The 21195-nt window shown below is 43.1% G+C and carries 18 protein-coding genes, 1 tRNA gene, 2 rRNA genes and 2 riboswitches; of the genes, 8 read left to right on the top strand and 13 right to left on the bottom strand.

Translation table 11 applies throughout. From position 1 onward, the window contains the following. The first annotated feature begins 84 nt into the window (after positions 1-84). Positions 85-879 (top strand): helix-turn-helix transcriptional regulator, encoded by a 795-nt coding sequence (locus tag L4C39_RS19060; RefSeq protein ID WP_429747477.1) that lies wholly within the window; start codon positions 85-87, stop codon positions 877-879. A gap of 147 nt (positions 880-1026) precedes the next feature. Then, positions 1027-1704, top strand: coding sequence for a LysE family translocator (locus L4C39_RS19055; RefSeq protein ID WP_429747474.1), 678 nt, complete (start codon positions 1027-1029; stop codon positions 1702-1704). Positions 1705-2608: 904 nt separating this feature from the next. Here the strand turns inward: L4C39_RS19055 and uvrD are convergent. Continuing rightward, positions 2609-4783, bottom strand: a complete 2175-nt coding sequence (gene uvrD, locus L4C39_RS19050; protein WP_429747472.1) for a DNA helicase II — start codon at positions 4781-4783, stop codon at positions 2609-2611. Between the two features lie 268 nt (positions 4784-5051). Here uvrD and L4C39_RS19045 point away from each other — a divergent pair, with 268 nt between their 5' ends. The 4 genes from L4C39_RS19045 to L4C39_RS19030 all read left to right on the top strand — a co-directional run bounded on the left by L4C39_RS19045 (position 5052) and on the right by L4C39_RS19030 (position 7514). Continuing rightward, entirely contained in the window at positions 5052-5312 is a 261-nt protein-coding gene (locus L4C39_RS19045; protein WP_017054351.1) for a BufA1 family periplasmic bufferin-type metallophore, read from the top strand. Between the two features lie 100 nt (positions 5313-5412). Further along, complete coding sequence (gene bufB, locus L4C39_RS19040; protein ID WP_017054350.1) at positions 5413-6267, top strand: MNIO family bufferin maturase; 855 nt, start codon at positions 5413-5415, stop codon at positions 6265-6267. Further along, on the top strand, positions 6264-7028 hold the full coding sequence (locus L4C39_RS19035) for an HvfC/BufC family peptide modification chaperone (RefSeq protein ID WP_429747469.1): 765 nt from the start codon (positions 6264-6266) through the stop codon (positions 7026-7028). Before bufB ends, L4C39_RS19035 begins: the two co-directional genes overlap by 4 nt. 30 nt (positions 7029-7058) lie before the next feature. After that, positions 7059-7514: a DoxX family protein gene (locus L4C39_RS19030; RefSeq protein ID WP_017054348.1), complete on the top strand. Its 456-nt coding sequence runs from the start codon at positions 7059-7061 to the stop codon at positions 7512-7514. A 67-nt stretch (positions 7515-7581) separates the two neighbouring features. On the opposite strand, the gene tsrA is transcribed toward L4C39_RS19030, so the two are convergent. Both tsrA and L4C39_RS19020 read right to left on the bottom strand, forming a co-directional pair. Continuing rightward, the gene (tsrA, locus tag L4C39_RS19025) at positions 7582-7875 is read right to left on the bottom strand and encodes an H-NS-like global regulator TsrA (RefSeq protein ID WP_017054347.1); all 294 of its coding nucleotides are present in this window, start codon (positions 7873-7875) and stop codon (positions 7582-7584) included. A 108-nt stretch (positions 7876-7983) separates the two neighbouring features. After that, the gene (locus L4C39_RS19020) at positions 7984-9144 is read right to left on the bottom strand and encodes a multidrug effflux MFS transporter (protein ID WP_216599666.1); all 1161 of its coding nucleotides are present in this window, start codon (positions 9142-9144) and stop codon (positions 7984-7986) included. Between the two features lie 137 nt (positions 9145-9281). On the opposite strand from L4C39_RS19020, the gene L4C39_RS19015 reads away from it, so the two are divergent. Both L4C39_RS19015 and L4C39_RS19010 read left to right on the top strand, forming a co-directional pair. Further along, positions 9282-10223 (top strand): LysR family transcriptional regulator, encoded by a 942-nt coding sequence (locus tag L4C39_RS19015; RefSeq protein WP_113797011.1) that lies wholly within the window; start codon positions 9282-9284, stop codon positions 10221-10223. A gap of 121 nt (positions 10224-10344) precedes the next feature. Then, complete coding sequence (locus tag L4C39_RS19010) at positions 10345-12141, top strand: aminopeptidase P family protein (RefSeq protein WP_429747466.1); 1797 nt, start codon at positions 10345-10347, stop codon at positions 12139-12141. Between the two features lie 101 nt (positions 12142-12242). Here the strand turns inward: L4C39_RS19010 and thiH are convergent, their stop codons facing one another. The 10 genes from thiH to L4C39_RS18960 all read right to left on the bottom strand — a co-directional run. Further along, positions 12243-13355 carry a 2-iminoacetate synthase ThiH gene (thiH, locus tag L4C39_RS19005; RefSeq protein ID WP_429747464.1) on the bottom strand — a complete coding sequence of 371 codons (1113 nt, stop codon included), beginning with the start codon at positions 13353-13355 and terminating at the stop codon, positions 12243-12245. Positions 13356-13363: 8 nt separating this feature from the next. Further along, positions 13364-14131, bottom strand: coding sequence for a thiazole synthase (locus L4C39_RS19000; RefSeq protein WP_429747462.1), 768 nt, complete (start codon positions 14129-14131; stop codon positions 13364-13366). Positions 14132-14133: 2 nt separating this feature from the next. Continuing rightward, entirely contained in the window at positions 14134-14337 is a 204-nt protein-coding gene (gene thiS / locus L4C39_RS18995) for a sulfur carrier protein ThiS (protein ID WP_429747460.1), read from the bottom strand. 7 nt (positions 14338-14344) lie between these two features. Continuing rightward, positions 14345-15139 (bottom strand): HesA/MoeB/ThiF family protein, encoded by a 795-nt coding sequence (locus L4C39_RS18990; RefSeq protein WP_429747458.1) that lies wholly within the window; start codon positions 15137-15139, stop codon positions 14345-14347. Continuing rightward, positions 15133-16470: a thiamine phosphate synthase gene (locus tag L4C39_RS18985; protein ID WP_429747456.1), complete on the bottom strand. Its 1338-nt coding sequence runs from the start codon at positions 16468-16470 to the stop codon at positions 15133-15135. Before L4C39_RS18985 ends, L4C39_RS18990 begins: the two co-directional genes overlap by 7 nt. 2 nt (positions 16471-16472) lie before the next feature. Continuing rightward, positions 16473-18443 carry a phosphomethylpyrimidine synthase ThiC gene (thiC, locus tag L4C39_RS18980; protein ID WP_429747454.1) on the bottom strand — a complete coding sequence of 657 codons (1971 nt, stop codon included), beginning with the start codon at positions 18441-18443 and terminating at the stop codon, positions 16473-16475. Between the two features lie 135 nt (positions 18444-18578). Next, a riboswitch (TPP riboswitch) is annotated at positions 18579-18694 on the bottom strand. Between the two features lie 120 nt (positions 18695-18814). After that, positions 18815-20194, bottom strand: coding sequence for a voltage-gated chloride channel family protein (locus tag L4C39_RS18975; protein ID WP_429747452.1), 1380 nt, complete (start codon positions 20192-20194; stop codon positions 18815-18817). Between the two features lie 126 nt (positions 20195-20320). Next, positions 20321-20387, bottom strand: a riboswitch (Fluoride riboswitch). A gap of 290 nt (positions 20388-20677) precedes the next feature. After that, positions 20678-20768: transfer RNA gene (locus tag L4C39_RS18970), tRNA-Ser, on the bottom strand. 102 nt (positions 20769-20870) lie between these two features. Continuing rightward, a 5S ribosomal RNA gene (gene rrf, locus L4C39_RS18965) occupies positions 20871-20986 on the bottom strand. A 125-nt stretch (positions 20987-21111) separates the two neighbouring features. Further along, positions 21112-21195, bottom strand: a 23S ribosomal RNA gene (locus L4C39_RS18960); the annotation flags it as partial.

Genomic DNA, 21195 nt, shown 5'->3' with positions numbered 1-21195 from the left:
TGTTCGTTTTTACAAGACAATCAGCAATGACACCGCTAAGCTTGATCAAATATTCATCAATTTGGTCAAGCTTTTTTATTCCCTATGGATAACATTTCTCACTATTCGACTGCCGATCAAGATATTGGACTTATTCAGGCGAATTACCACAAATTTGCTTTCCAACGTCACTATCATCTCGATTTCCACATAGGGCTAATCACTCACGGCCAGCAGAAGTTTATCTATAAAGGCAACCACCACAGTGTTGGTCATGGACAAATGGTAATCATGCCACCTGATGAATTGCATGACGGCCACTCTTTATTAGATTCAGGCTACCAAGTTCGCGTGTTTTCGATCGCCCCACACTGGTTTAGCGATCAACAAGATCTTACCCAAAACGGACAAATAGTAAGCTTTTCTGAACTGATCATCTCGGATCCTGTGCTTTTTTCACAATTAAGCAACCTTCACGAGCTACTTATCCAAGACAACCTCAGTCAGCTTGCTAAAGATTGTTTACCATATGACCAATTTTCGATCATGTTAGATCGTTATGCTCAAATAAAACCATATCCAATCATAGGTTTAGGCAACCAAACCCTGTTAACACTGAAAGATTACCTGATGGAAAATCTAGACCAGCCGATTCGGTTAGAGAGCCTATCTCAACTATGCCAACTGAGTCCTAGCCAGTTTCAACGCCACTTTAAATGTAAAATGGGTATTGCCCCTTATGCTTGGCTAAGTCGATTACGAATGGAACAGTCGATGAAATTGATTAAATCTGGGGTATGCGGGACAGATGTCGCTCAGCAAGTCGGATTTTATGACCAAGCTCATTTCACTAAAGCTTTTAAACAGACCTACGGTATACCGCCATCGGAAGTGCGTTGAACTCGTATGAGTAGAAGCATGGTTAGGCAATGTGGGGAGATTTCATATGGCGATTTAAGTTACTGTCTAGAATTTACAAGCTCCTCCTTTATTATTTTGACATGATGGCGTGACTTAAAAGCACTCACGACAAGTCTAAATTACGTTATGAACGAACTCTCCATCTTAGCAACACTCGCTACCGTCCACTTTATCGCGCTCATGAGCCCCGGCCCAGATTTCGCCTTAGTTGTACAAAATGCCAGTCGTCATGGTCGACAAACAGGTCTGTATATTGCGCTTGGCCTCTCTTGCGGCATTTTACTTCACTCGATTCTCAGCCTCACAGGAGTAAGTTATTTAGTCCACCAGCAGCCCGTTCTCTTTTCTCTATTACAAACGGCGGGGGGGAGCTACTTGCTTTACCTTGGTGTGAATGCTTTAAAAGGCACCTGGCAGAATCGACACGATCAAGATCCAGGTCAATCGCAACCAGAAACCAAACCAAACTTAATATTGAGTAATAAAAGACAAGCTTTCTCGCGTGGGCTGACGACCAATATTTTGAATCCGAAGGCACTGGTGTTTTTTGTTAGTCTCATGTCGAGCTTAATTCCTGCGGGCATGTCTTTAGCCGGAAAAGGGACCGCTCTGGTGATCTTATGGGGATTATCACTCGCTTGGTTCTCTTTTTTAGCCTGGGTACTATCAACCAATAGACTTCAACAGCGCCTAATCAAAGCAACAACCTACATCGATGGGCTATGTGGACTGGTCTTTTCAATCGTTGGTGGCGGAATTCTCTACCAAGCTATTTATTCACTCAGCAGCCTTACTCAGTCATAGTGCATCGTCTTTGTGCGAGATCTCTTACAAGAGCGTGAGTGAAACTCGCTTTGTCTCTAAGAGCTTGTAAGCACAATTAACTTAAAGCACTGATAAGTAAAGATATGTCTATTATTTGAACAAGATATCGATAAAGAAAACGTTTTCGTTATCTTGTCTCGATTGAGAAAAAACGTAATATTAACCCTGTCGGAAGGAGTCTGACACGGAACAGGAAACAACCACGGATTAGGTTATCTTCAGGATGAAGATTCGATTATTCAGGATGAATAGTCGGCATGGAAAGCAAATTGGACATTGAATGGACGCAATAGTAACTAGGATGGTTGCTACTAAGGAAAGACAATGGACACCTCTGGACGAGGAAAGGATTGAACATCAGGACGATGTAAAGGACACCGCTCAAGGATCAAGTGAAGCGAGCTAACGAGGATTGTTGGCAGATCAGGATAAGATCATGGACACCGCTAGGATGGCGACGAAAGGAATACGCTGACGGATTACAGCACACTATCATGGATTTGATGCATGGAGCACTTTAGTAGCTGGATTGCTGCAAGTAAGACTACGACCCCGAAGAGCGCAAGCTCTCGGGGTTTTTCTTTATCTGAACCTAATACCAATCGTAGTAAATAACTGGTCATCCTAGCTTGTTAAAATACTCGATAACGGTGTTAGAAATTTTGATTGTAGTATAACTACTTATCGAAAATTTCTGCCTTGTTCTCAAGCATTTTTCCTGCGCTTTTTATGACCATCTACTTACTGTGATTGGTATAATCAAACGCCAATATTCCCATCTATCAAATCTCAAAAACAAAAAAAGCCACATCAACGTGACTTTTTAGCAATCTAGAATCAAATTACCGCAGCAAGAAAATCAAGCGAACAGTAGTAAGTCTCGCTATAACAGCTCTAAACGAGCATATGCAGTAACTAACCACTTAATACCTTCACCATTGAAAGCAACTTGGACTCGGCTTTGAGGACCGCTTCCTTCAAAGTTGATAATGGTCCCTTCACCAAATTTAGGGTGCTTCACACGTGAACCCAAGCTAAATCCAGTCTCATTAAAATTCTCTTTCACTGCAGACTGACTGAATCGACCCGAACTTGTTGGTCGGCTCACTTGTGCCTTCATGCGCACTTCATCTAAACAGGTTTCAGGTAACTCACGAATGAATCGAGACGGTTTATGGAATTTGTCTTGCCCGTATAAACGGCGTGTTTCAGCATAAGTAATGTATAACTTCTCCATCGCACGTGTCATACCGACATAGCATAGGCGGCGCTCTTCTTCTAAACGCCCCGCTTCTTCTGCCGACATCTGGCTTGGGAACATACCTTCTTCCACCCCAACCATAAATACCATCGGAAACTCTAGTCCCTTAGCACTGTGTAGGGTCATTAGCTGCACTGCATCATCAAATTCATCTGCCTGCCCTTCGCCTGACTCTAGAGCCGCATGGGTCAAAAATGCCGTAAGCATCGACATCTCATCCGCCTCTTCTGGCTTTTCGAACTGGCGAGTCGCTGTGACTAACTCTTCCAAGTTCTCAATTCGAGCCTTAGACTTCTCTCCTTTCTCTTGCTCATACATTGCAAATAAACCGGAGTATTTGATTACATGGTCAGTTTGTTCATGTAAAGGCAGTTCTAGGGTGTCGTCTTCCAGTGCCACAATCAGTTCGATAAATCGACTCAATGCCGTCGCCGCACGTCCTGGTAATACTTTCTCTTCAATTAATGCGGTACTGGCTTCCCACATGGTTGCCCCACGCTCACGAGCAGCAAAACGAATGGTTTCTAGCGTCTTGTCACCTAATCCACGAGTTGGAGTATTCACCACACGTTCAAACGCGGCATCATCGTTACGGTTACCAATCAAACGTAGATAGCTCAAGGCATCCTTGATTTCCAATCGTTCGAAGAATCGCATACCGCCATAAATTCGATACGCGAGTCCACCTTGAATTAAAGCCTCTTCCAACACTCGTGACTGAGCATTATTTCGGTAGAGCATCGCACAATCTTCCAGCATCCCGCCTTTATCTTGCCACTCTTTAATTTTACTGACCGTGAAACGCGCTTCATCCAATTCGTTATAAGCGGAGTAGACAGAAATTGGCTCACCATCATTACCATCCGTCCACAGCTCTTTACCCATTCGCTCGGTATTGTTCGAGATTAACTCATTCGCAGCTTGAAGAATGGTTTTGGTTGAACGGTAATTCTGCTCCAATCGAATAGTTGATGCGCCAGAAAACTCATCTAAGAACTTCTGAATGTTCTCAATTTTTGCCCCACGCCAGCCGTAAATGGACTGATCATCATCACCAACAATCATCACGCGACAATCAGGCCCTGCCATCATGCGTAGCCACGCGTACTGAATGTTGTTGGTATCTTGGAACTCATCCACCAGAATATGTTTGAATCGAGCTTGATAATGCTCGCGGATATGTTGTTTATCGCGCAGCAGTTCATGTGCACGTAATAGAATTTCAGCGAAATCAACCAAACCTGCACGATCACAAGCATCTTGATAAGCGGTATAAATTTTTAGCCACGTCTTCGCAACCGGATCACCATAACTATCAATATGTTTAGGACGCAGCCCTTCATCTTTTTTACCGTTGATCCACCAGGATGCTTGCTTCGCAGGCCACTGCTTTTCATCCAAGTTTTGCGCTTTAATCAAACGCTTTAGTAATCTAACTTGATCTTCAGAATCTAAAATCTGAAAACCTTCAGGCAATCTAGCATCTAAATAGTGTGCTCTTAAAATACGGTGGCAGATCCCGTGGAACGTACCATTCCACATACCAGAAGCGCTACCCATCATTAACTCTTCAATACGACCCCGCATTTCAGCGGCAGCTTTATTGGTAAAGGTTACCGACATGATAGAGAACGGAGAAGCTTGCTCTATCGACTGTAACCAAGCAATACGATGCACCAACACTCGGGTTTTACCACTGCCCGCACCGGCAAGGATAAGTAAATTGCTTAGCGGAGCCGCTACGGCTTCTCGCTGTTTGTCATTTAGGCCATCGAGTAATAAAGATGCATCAATCATGAGAGTCAGCTACTGGTTATTTATACATAAGAGCAGATTATAACCCGAATTCATTTTAATTTTCAGAAAACATTCACCAAAGCGCATTACACTTTTTGATTAAAAATCAAAGAATTAGATTAAGACCTATAAAAATTTGAAATTTTTTCATCCATTTCATGAAAGTTTTCTGCGCTCTTTCCTATCCTATTTGATAAGCAAGTTAAATTATTAACAAACAATTAACTTGTCATATTGGAAACTAAAATAAAGTCTTGAGGGAATTACTATGAAAAAATCTAATCTTGCTGTTACTGCTGCTGTTACTGGTTTACTGGCTCTTGGTGGAACAATGCTTACTGCTACTCACGCTGTCGCGGCAGAAAAAGAGAAGTGCTATGGCGTGACAAAAGCAGGTAAAAATGACTGTGCAACCAAAACGAGCTCGTGTGCAGGCACAGCGAAAGAAGATCATCAAAAAGATGCATTTGTTGTGGTTCCTAAAGGGCTATGCGGAAAACTTGCTGGCGGAAGCACTCAATCTTCATAAACACGCTTTCACTAGCCATTAAAGGAGTATTACCGCTCAACGTAACACTCCTTTAAATTTAACACGTTAAGTTCACGATAGAATTAGGAGAGCCAACACTGTGAATTCACCTCTTTTTCATCCAAAAGTTGGGGTTGGTTTGCGAATGCCTCACCTTAACTACTTTGAACAGCACCATGAGCAACTGACTTGGCTAGAAATACACAGTGAAAATTACTTTCAACCAAACTCAATCGCTCGACAGAGCCTACGTTCCATTTTGCAAAACCATCAAATAAGTTGTCATGGCATTGGCCTTTCTCTCGGTTCTGTATCAAGGGTAAGTTCGACACACCTTGCTCAACTTAATGCGCTTATTTCAGAAGTGGATCCAATTTTAGTTTCAGATCATTTGAGTTGGAGCGAAAATGGCGGCCACTACTTTAATGATCTCCTTCCATTGCCATACACAGAAGAGGCGTTACAGGTTTTTTGCCGTAATGTACTTGAAGTGCAAGATTCAATTAAGCGTCCACTGCTAATCGAAAATCCTTCCAGTTATTTGAAGTTCAACCACTCAACCATTAGTGAGTGGGACTTTCTGAGTGAAGTGCAAAAAAGAACCGATTGCCGACTGCTTCTCGATTTCAACAACATCCATGTCTCCGCTTTCAATCATGGCTTTAGTTGTGACACTTATCTAGAAGGAATACCTGCACATGCTGTTGATGAGATCCACCTTGCAGGCTTCACCATCAAACAATTAGAGCAAGGTGAAATATGGATAGATACTCACAGTAAGCCAGTCAGTGATGAAGTGTGGGCACTCTTTAATTCATGGACAACCCAGCACGGAGAGCGTCACACCTTAATTGAGTGGGATTTAGACATTCCAGAACCACAAGTGTTGTTAGATGAAGCCACGAAAGCGAGTCAGATCCTTTTCCACCAGCAGGAAACAAGGAAGGTGTCATGAATCTTTCATTAGCTGAAATTCAACATAATTTTGCCAATGCTCTGAATCACCACTCTTCAGGTGATGATTGTGACATCAATAGCGATCACTTTACCTCACAACAGCGTATTCAGATCTATCGTAATAATTTCATTATCAGCTTAAGTGAAGTACTTGAAGCTACCTATCCGATGGTATTTTCTCTTGTCGGTGATGAATGTTTTCAGCAGCTCGCGCGTCAGCATGTCCTAACTAATCCATTATTAGAAGGAGATGTCACTGCCTATGGTCAAGGTTTTGATTCCACAATCACTCAGTTTTCTACGGTAATAGAGGCCGCGCCCTATTTGCCTGAAGTGGCTCGTTTCGAATGGAGCATCGATATTGCTCAGCAACGCTTTGCGATCTCATGTTCACATCCTACTCATACGCTTGAGCAACTCGCGAGTATATCAGAACAGCAACAGCCCAATATTCAATTGCAGCTTGAGCCGTCACTGATCAGTTTCAATTCCTGCTATGCGCTTTTTTCTCTTCAAGATGCTATCCAAAACAATGATTTTGATGGACTAGAAATACACACCCCACAATCTGGAATGATGTGGTGCAACGCTCAAGGTGAAATTCAACTCTCACCACTTTCAGAGATGAGCTACCAGCTTGTTTTAGATTTAAAAGCGGGGCTACCTTTGGGACAAATCTCTCCCGACTCTCTCTCGCAGCTAAATAACTTAGTTGCCCTATCCACCATCACGGGATTTGATTTGTTAGCAAGCGAGTAGAACAGCCACACAATAATAAGGATAACCATTATGCTCAATTCAATATCAAGATGGATAGAAATATACGATGATTTAGTCGCAAAGGCTCAATGTGGTTTCGTCCCATTATTGCTGCTCTTTTGCCGGCTTTGGGTCGCGTGGGTATTCTTCAATTCAGGACTCACAAAGATCGCGACTTGGGATAGCACGCTGTATCTCTTCGAGTTGGAATATCAAGTTCCACTGATACCTTGGGAGCTTGCGGCTTATATGGGAACCGCTGCAGAATTGATCCTCCCCATATTTTTAGCATTGGGATTACTCACTCGACCAATGGCGGCCATTCTATTTGTATTCAACATTATCGCCGTGGTGTCTTATCCTGTTCTATGGGAGCAAGGTTTCTTTGATCACCAATTATGGGGATTGATGATTTTAATTGTAGTGGTATGGGGCCCAGGTCCACTTTCTGCTGACAAGTATCTAAAGATGAAGCTGACTCGCTAACCTTTACACAAACCTAAAAAAAGCGCGACCATAATGATCGCGCTTTTTTATTTTATTCAGATAAGCGTTATTTTCGCTTTGATTGCTCAATAAAATCTTTCAATTCGTCAGCAGAAATACCTTGTTCTGCTAGCTCTTTCGCTAACAAACCAACCTGCTCACCTTTGCGAGATTCAGCCACTTGCTGAAATTGATAAATGATATCGCGCAGTGTATGAAGTGGCACTTGCTTAGCTGCGCTACGAATACGCTCTTCGCTTTGATTGCCTAATTCACTGAGTAACTTACCGAACATAACCTTTTCAGGCGACTCTTCCATTTGCTCTAGGACGCGAGCCATTTCATAGGTTGTTAACGACATTAGTTTCTAGTTTCCGCTGTGTGAGACACGATTATTTGAACGACAAATATACACTTGTTTAGGTATTAGGAAAACAACCAATATAAGGATAATTGCCGCTCGTCATCACTAAGCTTCAGCATAATGCCAATCACGACCCGCTTTAGAAAATAGAATCAACAATGCAGGTGCAATTAACCACATTTGCAGGGCAATCATCATTTGCGGTTCTAGTGATAACCTTTGCATTGAGCCAACAATAAAACCAGAACCACTCATTTGAAACAGACCTAGCAGTGCCGCCGCCGTTCCCGCTTTATCCCCAAACGGTTCGAGAGCTTTGCCTGCTGATGCGCCTAAAATCCAAGCAAAACCAACAGAAGACATAAAAATTGGAAACATAAATGAGAAGGCTGTCGCTTGTTCCGCAAGCAAGAACATCACGAGACCAGCAATAGTTAACGTTGATATTCCAACCAATAGCGTTTTATGAGTACCAAATTTGTCCATAAATTTTGGAGCAGAGAAAGCCGCTGCAATATTAATTGCCGCATTAATACCAAACCAATACGTAAACTCATTCATGCTTAGTCCAAGTTTCTCCATGAGCACAACAGGAGCAGAGGTAACGTAAGCAAGGATCACTGACATCGCTAACATGCACAGAGAAGCGTGGAAGATAAATGTTGGTGTTTTCAATACAGCCCAATAACGAGAAAGCTTAAATACCGCCTGCTTTTCTGTTGCAGGGTTCGTCTCTTTCATCTTCAACAAAATAGCCAAACCAGCAAGAACAGCAAAGCCCGCCATGAAGCTGAAGTTGGATCGCCAACCAAATTGCTGAGTTAACCAACTGCCAAGAATTGGAGCCAAAGCAGGAATAAAGCAGATCGCGCCATTTAGGTAGCTGATCATTTTTCCACTTTTCTTCGGTCCAAAAATGTCGCGAACTGTTGCAAATGCTGCTACCGATGTCGCGCACGCACCGAAGCCTTGTAGCAGCCGAGCGACTAGCATCCACTCTATGCTTTGAGCGGCCCACGCCAAGCAAGCACTCATCGCGTAAATACTAATTCCCCCTAATGCAACAGTTCGACGTCCTATTTTATCTGCCAAAGGCCCAGCAAACAGCTGACCAATACCCATCGCAAATAAGAAGTATGTGATTGTGTCTTGTGAAAGAGCGTGTTCCACGTGAAACGTTTCTGAGATCAGAGGTAGTGCTGGTAAATAGATATCAATCGCTAACGGACTAAAAAGCACTAACATTGTCAGTAATGCCATTTGCATTTTGCTGTTTCTTTGTGGGGTCAGGTTTTGCACGACTCTCTCCAATCATGTCGAATGTGCCGCCATCATAGAGAATTACAGATATGAATCATAATGGCATATACTCATGCGTATTATTCCAAAATGGAAATTTGATTATGGATCTAGGAAAGTTGGCGCGAATTGATCTCAACTTGTTGGTTTGTCTCAATGTCCTTATTGAGGAGCTCAGTGTAACGAGATCGGCCCACCGTTTATGTTTAAGCCAATCCGCGGTCAGTAAATCACTGGCAAAGCTAAGAGAGCAATTTGATGACCCTCTTTTCATTCGACATGCGCACGGATTAAGGCCAACACCAAAATCATTATTCTTGAAGCCTAAGCTCGACATATTGATAAACCAACTGGAGCTCATCACTCAACCGGAAAGTTTCGAGCCTGCAACCAGTGAATATCGATTTCATATTGCGGCAGTGGAAAGTGTCTATCCGCTGATTCTTCCCCATTTCTTGCCCGCCATTTTCAAGCAAGCACCGAACATCAACATCAGCACCCATTCATGGGCAGAAGATACATTCAGTAAGCTACAAATTGGTGAATTGGATTTTGGTATCACGGGTAAGGATATCGATATCAATGATGCTAAGCTCACCATGCTGCCTCCAAGCAATATTTGTGAGCAGGAGATCTATCGTGATGAACAAAAATGCATTGTTCGTCGAGATCATCCAATACTTCAGCAACCCTGGAACATGGCGAGTTACTTATCCCTTCGTCATGTACAAGTTCGATGCGATGGTAACGATCGTTGGCTTCTTGACTATCGCTTAGCCGATATTGGCAAAGAGCGTGATATTGCCATCACGGTTCCCGACTTTAATAGTGCCGCGAGCTTATGTACTTATACCGACTTTATTTTCACCGCACCGAGTCATTTCAACGATTGGATAGCCAAACAGATGGATCTAGTGGTTCTGCCTCTACCGATGGAATTCCCTCCTATGGCATACACTCTGTTTTGGCATAGAGACAGAGAGAATGACCCAGCATTGAACTGGTTACGAAATATAATCAAAGATAAAACCTTACATCTTAGATAAATATCATGCAGAGGAATTGCAGCCAGAGAGTAAAAGCGCTAGCTTATTGCCCTAATAGTCCAAATGCGCTTGCATGACAGGAGCGAGAGTAAGGGACTCCTACCAATAAGGATAAAGAGAAATGCAAAACATGATTTCTGAACGAGTGGATGCCATTCGTGGATGGCTGATTGCCAATGACTTCGACGCAATTATCGTTCCTCACGAAGATGAGTATTTAGGTGAATACGTACCTGCTCATAATGAACGACTTCATTGGCTAACAGGCTTTACAGGTTCTGCTGGCGCGGCGGTTATCACCAAAGAAAAATCCGCTATTTTTGTCGATGGTCGTTACACGGTTCAAGTTCGCAAGCAAGTTCCCGCTGAATTATTTGAATATCGTCACTTGATTGATGAGCCAGCTCTAAACTGGATTACGGACAGCCTTCCTCATGGAAGCCGCATTGCATTTGACCCTCGAATGCATACCGCTGCTTGGATGAAATCAGCACAATCTCAATTAGGTTCAAATTACGCCCTATCGGCTATTGATGAGAATCCGATAGAGTTAGCATGGAAAGACAGACCGCAACCTGTTGTATCTGAGATGCGTTTAATGCCAACCGATAAAGTGGGCCAATCTTGCGAATCTAAACGCAAAGAGATTGCTGAAATTATTGAAAGCAACCAAGCGGATGCTGCCGTTCTAACCGAGCTTGATTCGATCTGCTGGCTTTTGAATATTCGTGGTCTTGATGTTTCTCGACTACCGGTCTTGCTCTCACATGCCATTATTCACCGCGATGCGAGTGTAGATTTCTTTTTAGACCCTGCACGCGTTGTCAGTGAGTTCATCGAACATGTTGGTTCTGATGTTCGTGTCCACCACCCAGATAACCTTAAGCATTGCCTTGATGGTTTAAAAGGCAAACATGTCAGCGTGGATCCTGCGACCAGTAATGCTTGGTTTACCCTTGCTCTGCAAAATGCCGATGCCATTATCATTGAAGCTGCCGACCCATGCCTGCTACCGAAAGCACAAAAAAATGATGTTGAGATTGCGGGAATGAAAGCTTGTCACATTCGTGATGGTGCGGCGATGGCAAAATTCCTATCTTGGATTGACGCTGAAGTAGCAGCAGGCAAACTGCATAACGAAGCTGAGCTAGCAGATAAGGTTCAAAGCTTTCGCCAACAAGACCCAACATTAATGGATTTAAGTTTCGATACGATTTCGGCTGCTGGCGGCAACGCGGCAATGTGTCATTACAATCATGAGAATCAACCTGAACCAGGTCAACTAGAAATGAACACCTTGTATTTGGTTGATTCAGGTGGCCAGTACTTAGATGGTACAACAGATATCACACGTACTATTGCGATTGGCCAACCTACTGCTGAAATGATTCAACAGTTTACTTTAGTACTAAAGGGCCATATTGGTATCGCTCGTGCTCGCTTCCCTAAAGGGACATTTGGTTGCCACCTTGATGTATTAGCTCGTCAACACTTATGGGCGGATGGATTCGATTATGATCACGGTACCGGTCACGGTGTTGGACACTTCTTAAGTGTGCACGAAGGCCCACAAAGTATTTCTAAAAAAATGATTCCAGTCGCGTTAATGAAAGGCATGGTACTTTCTAACGAACCTGGCTACTACCGAGCAGAAGAGTTTGGGATTCGAATTGAAAACCTAGAGTTAGTGCAGGAAGTTGAAACACAAGGTGACTTCTCTGTTCTTGCATTTGAGTCTTTAACTCGCTGTCCAATCGACAAACGAAACATTAATGTCGATATGTTGACTCGTCCTGAACTTGCATGGCTTAACCAGTACCATCAAACAGTATGGGATGACGTGAGCCCTCTGGTTGAAGGTGATGTAAAAGAGTGGCTACAACAAACAACCGCACCATTAAGCCATAACAACGGTTAACCACTCATACCAATATATAAAGAGCCCCAAATGGGTAATCCTTTCGGGCTCTTATGTTTCACGTGAAACCTTTTGGAGAATGAAGATTAGTGAACGTTTCATTAGCCTGAATAAGCTTTATCCCAATCCTTCCAAACCGGTTCAAGCCCAATAGACCGCACTGATTTTGCAACGTCTTCGGCACTGCGTTCATCACTGATAGAAAATTGCTCCAACTCCACTGCCGGGTTCGCATAGCCTCCTGGCTGTGTTTTTGAAGCGGCTGAAATACTGGTAATGCCCAGAGGGATAACATTATCTCTAAACACTGCGGATTCCCGCGTCGATAGAGAAAGCTCCACTTCAGGGTTCAGTATTCGATACGCACATATTAATTGAACCAACTGTTTATCTGTCATCACAGACTTTGGTTGCAATGCGCCTTCACATGGCCTTAATCGAGGAAATGAAATCGAGTAACGAGTCTTCCAGTATTTTCTCTCCAGATACTCTAAATGAGCAGCAGTAAAGAAACAGTCAGTTCTCCACTCTTCCAAACCAATCAATGCACCAATACCCACTTTATCTATGCCAGCCCTTGCCAGCCGATCTGGGGTTTCAAGCCTAAACTGAAAGTCAGTTTTGTTTCCTCGAAGATGGTGTTGTGAGTAGGTGCTAGGGTGATAGGTTTCTTGGTATACCATGACCGCATCTAAGCCCAGAGATTTGAGCTCAGCATATTGTTGCCACTCTAGAGGTTGAACTTCCATTGCCACATAACTAAATCGCTCTTTAATCTCAGGTAACGTTTTGCGAAAATAGTTCATCCCAACTTTCGATTCATGCTCTCCTGTCACTAACAGGACACTATCGAAATTCATCTGCTTAATCGCTTCAACTTCTTCAGCTATCTCTTTCCTATCGAGTGTTTTACGCTTTATTCGATTCTCCATGGAGAACCCACAATAGGTACAAGCATTCGCGCATAAGTTTGACAGGTAAAGAGGTATATAAAAGGAGATGGTATTACCAAATCTCTGCCGAGTCATAGCCTGTGAGCGTTGTGCCATCAGCTCTAAGTAAGGTTCCGCAGCAGGAGAGATTAAGGCTTTAAAGTCCTCTAATGTACATTTTGGTTTACTCAACGCCAGCTCAACATCGGCAGCAGTCTTAGCATAAATAGACAGTCTGACGTCATCCCACTTCAGTTTTTTAAATTCATCAACAAAGCTCATTATCGCCCCTAAACTGAATCTAGAAACGAGGTTAACGGACTTGACCCAACAGCTTGTTTCACAACTCCTGCCAGACCTGATTCATAAGCCAACCGACCTGACTCTACTGCCAGCTTAAATGCGATTGCCATCTGGATAGGATTTGGAGAGGAAGCTATAGCGGTATTCACAAGAACAGCATCCGCACCCATTTCCATCGCCAGTGCAGCATGAGATGGAGCGCCAATGCCAGCGTCAACTACAACAGGTACGTTGGCTTGATCGATAATAATCTCCAGAAAATCCTTCGATGCGATCCCTTTATTTGACCCAATTGGCGCGCCTAACGGCATCACTGCCGCACAACCTACCTCTTCAAGCCGCTTACACAATACAGGGTCGGCATGACAGTAAGGCAGCACAACAAATCCATCATCGACGAGTTGCTCTGCGGCCTTCAATGTTTCAATAGGATCTGGCATTAGATATTTAGGATCTGGGTGTATCTCCAACTTTAACCAGTTTGTACCAAGAGCCTCTCTTGCAAGATGAGCAGCATAAACGGCATCCCGCGCGGTTTTAGCTCCCGAAGTGTTGGGGAGAAGGTTAATTCCAGACTGCGTTAATGGCTGGAGAATATTGTCTGACTGGTCATTAATATCGACTCTTTTAAGCGCCATAGTTGCCAACTCAGATTCAGATTGTAGTATCGCTTGCGTCATCAATTCATTACTTGCGAATTTTCCAGTTCCGGTAAAAAGACGAGAACGAAATTTTTTTCCTGCAATAGTAAGCATTATTAGCCTCCAGCAATAGCTTGAAACAGCGAGATTGAATCGCCGTCATTAAATGTGAAATGCTGCCATTGTGGCTTTGCAATAATGCTCTCATTCACAGCAACCGCGCAGCCTTCTGTCTTCAAACCTAGATCATTAAGCAGCCAAGAGAGTGTCTGACATGACTCAATAGTGATTGGCCTATTATTGAGTGTTAGATTGATCATCAACTTATTATTCCTTTATATGATGTTGTTGAACTGACGGAGTTGCCACTTGGCAAACAGAGCAATCGGAGTCTTGGCTGAACGTTAATGTTTCCCAGCTTAGCTCCAGCCCATCAAACAGGTGTATTTCTCCGAAATTGATTCGGCAAGACTGAGTAAGCAGCTTGATAACTTGCAGCGCTTGAAGGTTGCCTATGACGCCAACTACTGGCCCCATAATCCCCAGTTCATTGCAGCTACTGGCTTGAGGAAGGTTCTGATAGGGAAACAGGCAATGGTAGCAAGGGGTACCGTTTTGATAGCTAAATGTTGTTAGCTGCCCTTTCCAACCAATCGCAGAGCCTGATACCAGTGGCGTTTTATGCTGATAACAAGCCAGGTTTATTCCCTGTCTAGTTTCTATATTGTCACTGCAATCGACGACAATATCCGCCATCATCACTTCTATATCCAATTTCTGACCATCAAGAAGAGCATCCACAACCCGAACCTTGGTATCAGAGTTCAACGCCGATAGTTGGCGCTTCATCGCGATGACTTTCTTGCTGCCAATATCATTTTCTTGATAGATGACCTGTCGTTGTAAATTAGAACTCTCGACCGTATCACCATCTGCGATGACGAGTTGTCCAACCCCAGAAGCTGAGAGATAAAGGGCTGAAGCAGAACCCAAGCCACCACACCCCACAATAAGTACTGACGCTTTATTTAATTTTGATTGCCCTATTTCTTGTATCTCAGGCAGTGATATCTGTCGCTGATAGCGTAAAAATTGTTGGTCAGTAAGAGAAGGACTTAGCATAAAACCTCCTCTGTACGCTCTTGGTAGGCATTCATAATATTGTTGAAGTCTGCAATGGTTTCCCTTGGATTCGTTGATAGGGTTATCGCTCGAACCACCGCTAGGCTTGAAACCCCACACGACCAGACCATGCTTGCGGTCGATAAATCAATACCACCAATCGCTACTGTCGGTATACCGGACTCCTGAGAGTTATCATTCATCTGATTAATCAAACCTTGATACAGTTTCAACCTCGTAAGGCCTTGAGGTTTAGATGGCATTTGTTTCGTCGTGGTTGGGAAAATATGCCCTAGTGCAATGTAACTTGGTGACAGTTGGCTAATGCGGAGCAGTTCATGATACCCGTGCGTGGAAACACCTAAACACATTCCGCTTGTGGCAATCTTCTGTAAGTCGGCAGTTTCGATGTCCTCTTGTCCTAAGTGCACACCAAAAGCACCATGCTTGATAGCAAGCTCCCAATAGTCATTGATGAATACCTGAGCCTGATATTTTTCTCCGAGTCGAATAGCTTGAACGATCTGCTCTTCTAAATCGGCCGTTGATGGGTCTTTAACTCTGAGTTGAATGGTTTTAATACCAAGTAATAGTAACTTTTCAATCCATTCGGCATTGCTCACGACCGGGTACAAACCTAAGCTATCTTTCCTCAATGCCTTAAAGGCTACAGGTGAGATAGGTTGAGACTGGTGCAATGTATCAGCTTGTGATGGTTTCAGTTCAGCATTGAGCTTACTCGGCATCAGAGCAGGTACAGGAAAGGTACTAAAATCGACTGGCCATGTTTCACGTGAAACATCATAAATATCTGAATCTGCTTTTACGGAGATACTCGCTCTCGCCAGAACAAGCGCGTCTTCAATTGGAAAGCCTAAACATAACGATGTAATCAACCAAGCAAGGTGACTTTCCAAAGTAGAATGAGTTCCTTTACCTTCATCACGTAAGTCTTTTTGTTTATCAGAAGCGGTTTGACTGCGAATTTCGTCGCCACATCGCCAAATATCAACAGCCTGATTTTCGTGAAAACTACCAATAAAGATGACAGATGGCTTTTCGACGAGAAGATTCGTTGCGTCAAACAACGATGGTTGCGAGTCGTAATCCAACACAAATTTGAGTATATGAGTTGCTCTTTCTACAGGCTTCAAGGCACTGGTTAGAGCAAATTCAACATTCATATCATCGGATAAAAGTCGGAAGGTACGAGTTTGGCTAACACCCAACTCGATATCCCCAATACTGAACCCATGCTGTTCAGCTATCAGCAAACATCGCTGCACCTTCCCTGTTAACTCAACGTGCTGAGCAGGAATTTGCAATTTCATGCTTACTCCTCCTCCACAATCACTTTCTTACTTGTGTTAGGTTGAGCTGAAGATATAGGGTGATACAACTCAGAACCTGAAGATAGAAACTCGTGTGATTTTTGACGCATGCCTTCTAAAGGATCATTCAGCATCTTGATGTCAATTGCTTGATCTGCCGCTACCTGCTTGGTGTCTTTCGCATATTCTCGGACTTCTTGAGATATCTTCATCGAGCAAAATTTAGGGCCGCACATTGAACAGAAATGCGCTACTTTTCCCGACTCTTGGGGTAAGGTTTCGTCATGAAATGCTCGTGCGGTTTCGGGATCGAGTGCTAGGTTAAACTGATCTTCCCAGCGAAATTCGAATCGAGCTTTCGATAACGCGTTATCACGAATTTGAGCCCCAGGATGCCCCTTAGCAAGATCGGCAGCATGTGCGGCAAGCTTGTAAGTAATCATCCCTGTTTTGACATCTTCTTTATTTGGTAGACCAAGGTGTTCCTTCGGGGTGACATAACAGAGCATCGCACAGCCATACCAACCTATCATTGCAGCACCAATACCTGAAGTGATGTGATCATAACCTGGTGCAATGTCAGTAGTCAGTGGCCCCAATGTATAAAATGGCGCTTCATGACAGTGCTCCAATTGCACGTCCATATTCTCTTTAATCATGTGCATTGGAATGTGTCCGGGGCCTTCAATAATTACTTGTACATCGTATTCCCATGCAACTTTAGTTAACTCACCTAATGTTTTTAATTCAGAGAACTGTGCTTCATCATTTGCATCAGCGATAGAACCCGGTCGTAAACCATCTCCGAGAGAAAGAGCAACATCGTACTTGGCGCAAATCTCGCAAATTTCACGAAAATGAGTATAGAGGAAACTCTCCTGATGATGCGCTAAACACCACTTAGCGATGATTGAACCACCGCGCGAAACAATGCCTGTAACACGTTTAGCGGTCATAGGCACATAACGAAGAAGCAAACCCGCATGGATGGTGAAGTAATCAACGCCCTGCTCAGCTTGCTCAATTAATGTATCCCGCATCACCTCCCAATTAAGGTTTTCAGCAATGCCATTCACTTTTTCTAGCGCTTGGTACATTGGAACGGTGCCAATAGGTACAGGGCTGTTTCTTAGTATCCATTCACGTGTCTCATGAATGTTTCGACCAGTGGAGAGATCCATGACAGTATCAGCCCCCCATCGAGTTGCCCAAATCAGTTTTTCAACTTCTTCTTCTATCGATGAACTCACTGATGAGTTACCTATATTGGCGTTTACCTTAACAAGAAAGTTTCGACCAATGATCATTGGCTCGGATTCTGGGTGGTTGATATTTGAAGGAATAATCGCTCGACCTTCAGCAACCTCTTTACGCACAAATTCAGGTGTGATTTCTTTGGGTAAGTTAGCACCAAAGCTGTGCCCTGCATGTTGGTGATTTAACTGGCCATCAGAGAATTTCTGTCGGCCCATGTTTTCTCGAATCGCAATGAATTCCATCTCTGGGGTGATAATGCCTTTACGTGCGTAATGCAATTGTGTCACACACTGGTTTGCTGCGGCACGGCGTATACTTGGCAAGTTCCCATATCTCAGATCATTCAGTGTTTCATCTTCTAGTCGCCCTTTCGAGTAGACTGAACTAACACCTTCTAAGAGCTCAGTATCAGCACGCTCTTCTATCCACGCATCTCTTATCTTAGGTAGACCAGAATAGACATTCACATTATGGCTTGAGTCAGTGTATGAACCTGACGTGTCATAAACTTGTATAGGCTCGTTCGATGCATACAGCGGAGACTCCTTCGAACCTCCAATGAGGCTGTCCGCAAGAGATATTTCTCGCATAGGTACACGGATGTCTGGACGCGATCCGTTGATGTATGTTTTTTTTGAGTTGGGATATGGCTGAACAGATAGTGAAGCAATGTTTGATTTCGCATTAAGACGCGATGTTTTTCGACTTGACGACATAGCAAATTCCTCGTAATAACTGGGATAATTGCTTGTCGGATTGTGTAGCAAGAGGCCATAGTTTCAAGGCTCATATTGCAGATTATCAATATATTTAGAAATATAAGAAGTATGCAATACAACTCTCAACCTAAGGTTAGGTTTTCTCTTGTTCCCTTCGTAGGTATTAACCTAATCAGGTTCCACGGATCCCGCATTGCGGTCTCAGCTCGTACTTTATGTGTAAGTACTAAGCACTCCGACAAGTTCCATTCAATATCTTTAATTAAATATTGAGCAGTCGGAGTATAGGGAATCCATGGGCTAATTGAAATGAAGAACACACCACAACAGCTAGTGTCACTAGAAAATGTGATGTGTTCCACGTGAAACTATTTTTTTCGATTCGCTAACGTCTTACTCAGACGTTTTAAGTGAGACAATTTATGCTCACGATATGAACCAATTTTATTCGACCCATCATGATCTCTACCGTGTTTTAATGTCTTTGAAACGGCGACACGCTGTGATGAATAGATACCAGTATGGCCACTAAAATAATATGCTGTATAGCATGCAAGGGCAAAATAAGGCAGATACTCACCACCAAACAGCTCAACACCCATAATTGTGCAGGCTAAAGGAGTATTCGTCGCAGCCGCAAAAACAGCTAAGAAGCCCAAAGCAGCGAACAGGTCCACAGGCGCTCCCATGACCCACGCAAGAAAGTTACCTAATGTAGCTCCAACAAAGAACAGCGGAGTAACTTCCCCGCCTTTATAACCCGCAGCGAGTGTGATTGCTGTAAGTAATAATTTAACTATCCAGCTATACCACTCAGCCCCTCCTGCTGAGAAAGCAGAGGTAATACTGACACCACCTTCGCGACTAGGATAGACACCAATACCAATATAGTCATAGTTCCCCAACAACTGCGCTAGAATAATGACAATGACCCCACCGACAACAACGATAAGGTAAGGGTTCTTTAACACCGCATTGAACAAATCTTTCAACCCGTGAGTCAACTCTCCAAATAAGTATCCTGCCAATCCAAACCCAACAGATGCAATGATAACTTTGCCCATAAGCACGATATCAATATCGATATTATGACCAAAGAGTGTGCTCACTTGATCAAAGCTAATCAAGTAATGAGTATGGTGAGCTCCCCAAGCGGATGCCACAACATTCGCTAATATTGCCGCTAGTAACGCTGGTATTATCGCATTGAATTTAATTCGCCCAATAAATAGAACTTCTAGAGCAAAAATCGCTCCTGTAAACGGAGTTCCAAAAATTGATGCAAAACCAGCAGCGACACCCGCTGTAAGCATCATTTTTCTATCTTGTTCAGACAGCTTAAATACTTTAGATAACCAATCAGTCGTTGCTCCACCGATTTGAACAGCCGTCCCTTCACGGCCTGCAGAGCCACCAAAGAGATGCGTAATAACAGTAGTAAATAGGACAAGTGGTCCCATTCTAACCGGTACGCCTTCACCTGCTTGATGAATCTCATCCATGATAAGGTTATTACCTCCAGCGGAGTTCTTTCCCCAGTTTCGGTAGCTATAAACGATAGCTAAGCCTGAAATAGGCAGTAAATAAATCAACCAGGGGTTATCAATTCGTGCGAGCGTCGCCTCACTTAACAACCATAAAAAAAAGGCATTGAATGAACCGACAAGCAAAGCAACAGGAAGAACGAGGAGTGACCAGCGTAATACTTGATATAAATTTTGAGGATTTCGACTAAGTGGGTGTGACATATTATTTATCTTTTAATAATAGTGAATCAAAAGGATAGTCAATCTTAGAGGGAGAGTGAAATAACAATCGACCTACTATAGACGGATCTTTCCCGTGTCAATCAGAGTCATCTAATTGGGGTATACGTTATAGTAGGAATCATTATCTCATTAATTGAGCGGTTAAAGGTGGAAATCCATCACCTGAGCTAGATTAGAATCTCAGCTCATTGAAATGTTACTCCTACATATGAAAAGAATCAAGACAACTCATACTTGAATAAATAGAAATAACGTTACTTTTTGGGGTGGGAAGAAACTGATTAAATAGATATTCCCTCCAATATATTCACTCGAATTATGGTGAGATTTTAAAAGTTACAGTTGTCACAAGTGGTAAGTTTTAGCGGTTTCACTAGAGAAACTAAGGCACTAGCTTGCTAGTGTCTTGAATGTACAGATGTAAAAAAGCCCTAATCTTTCGATTAGGGCTTTTTAAATAAGTGGTGGAGGGATAGGGATTTGAACCCTAGAACCGCTATTAACGGTTGCCGGTTTTCAAGACCGGTGCTTTCGACCACTCAGCCATCCCTCCACAAATTGTTACTAAATATAAGTCTTATCTAAGATGCTTATTATTTAGTTTTTGCTTTTAGATATCCTTTAATACAAAGATAAATCTAAAAACTTAATTAGAGCCTGGCGATGTCCTACTCTCACATGGGGAAACCCCACACTACCATCGGCGCTACTGCGTTTCACTTCTGAGTTCGGCATGGAATCAGGTGGGTCCGCAACGCTATGGTCGCCAAGCAAATTCTTTCTTCTCTGATTTTCTTTCAGAAAAGTAATCTGGAAAGCTATATTTAAAAGTTATCTCTAAACTCATTCAAGTTTGTCTGTATATATCGAGTCCATCAAAACCCCTTGGGTGTTGTATGGTTAAGCCTCACGGGCAATTAGTACAGGTTAGCTCAATGCCTCGCAGCACTTACACACCCTGCCTATCAACGTTCTAGTCT

Origin of the sequence: Vibrio clamense, assembly GCF_050337905.1 — a bacterium.
GTDB lineage: Bacteria > Pseudomonadota > Gammaproteobacteria > Enterobacterales > Vibrionaceae > Vibrio > Vibrio cortegadensis.
The sequence above is the reverse complement of the archived record's forward strand: the minus strand, read 5'-3'. Positions and strand labels throughout refer to the sequence as shown.

Excerpts from the sequence above, each read along its gene's own strand:
- L4C39_RS19060 (WP_429747477.1), top strand. The coding sequence starts at position 85 with ATGGATAACATTTCTCACTATTCGACTGCCGATCAAGATATTGGACTT.
- L4C39_RS19055 (WP_429747474.1), top strand. The coding sequence starts at position 1,027 with ATGAACGAACTCTCCATCTTAGCAACACTCGCTACCGTCCACTTTATC.
- uvrD (WP_429747472.1), bottom strand. The coding sequence starts at position 4,783 with ATGATTGATGCATCTTTATTACTCGATGGCCTAAATGACAAACAGCGA.
- L4C39_RS19045 (WP_017054351.1), top strand. The coding sequence starts at position 5,052 with ATGAAAAAATCTAATCTTGCTGTTACTGCTGCTGTTACTGGTTTACTG.
- L4C39_RS19035 (WP_429747469.1), top strand. The coding sequence starts at position 6,264 with ATGAATCTTTCATTAGCTGAAATTCAACATAATTTTGCCAATGCTCTG.
- L4C39_RS19030 (WP_017054348.1), top strand. The coding sequence starts at position 7,059 with ATGCTCAATTCAATATCAAGATGGATAGAAATATACGATGATTTAGTC.
- tsrA (WP_017054347.1), bottom strand. The coding sequence starts at position 7,875 with ATGTCGTTAACAACCTATGAAATGGCTCGCGTCCTAGAGCAAATGGAA.
- L4C39_RS19020 (WP_216599666.1), bottom strand. The coding sequence starts at position 9,144 with ATGCAAATGGCATTACTGACAATGTTAGTGCTTTTTAGTCCGTTAGCG.
- L4C39_RS19015 (WP_113797011.1), top strand. The coding sequence starts at position 9,282 with ATGGATCTAGGAAAGTTGGCGCGAATTGATCTCAACTTGTTGGTTTGT.
- L4C39_RS19010 (WP_429747466.1), top strand. The coding sequence starts at position 10,345 with ATGCAAAACATGATTTCTGAACGAGTGGATGCCATTCGTGGATGGCTG.
- thiH (WP_429747464.1), bottom strand. The coding sequence starts at position 13,355 with ATGAGCTTTGTTGATGAATTTAAAAAACTGAAGTGGGATGACGTCAGA.
- L4C39_RS19000 (WP_429747462.1), bottom strand. The coding sequence starts at position 14,131 with ATGCTTACTATTGCAGGAAAAAAATTTCGTTCTCGTCTTTTTACCGGA.
- thiS (WP_429747460.1), bottom strand. The coding sequence starts at position 14,337 with ATGATCAATCTAACACTCAATAATAGGCCAATCACTATTGAGTCATGT.
- L4C39_RS18990 (WP_429747458.1), bottom strand. The coding sequence starts at position 15,139 with ATGCTAAGTCCTTCTCTTACTGACCAACAATTTTTACGCTATCAGCGA.
- L4C39_RS18985 (WP_429747456.1), bottom strand. The coding sequence starts at position 16,470 with ATGAAATTGCAAATTCCTGCTCAGCACGTTGAGTTAACAGGGAAGGTG.
- thiC (WP_429747454.1), bottom strand. The coding sequence starts at position 18,443 with ATGTCGTCAAGTCGAAAAACATCGCGTCTTAATGCGAAATCAAACATT.
- L4C39_RS18975 (WP_429747452.1), bottom strand. The coding sequence starts at position 20,194 with ATGTCACACCCACTTAGTCGAAATCCTCAAAATTTATATCAAGTATTA.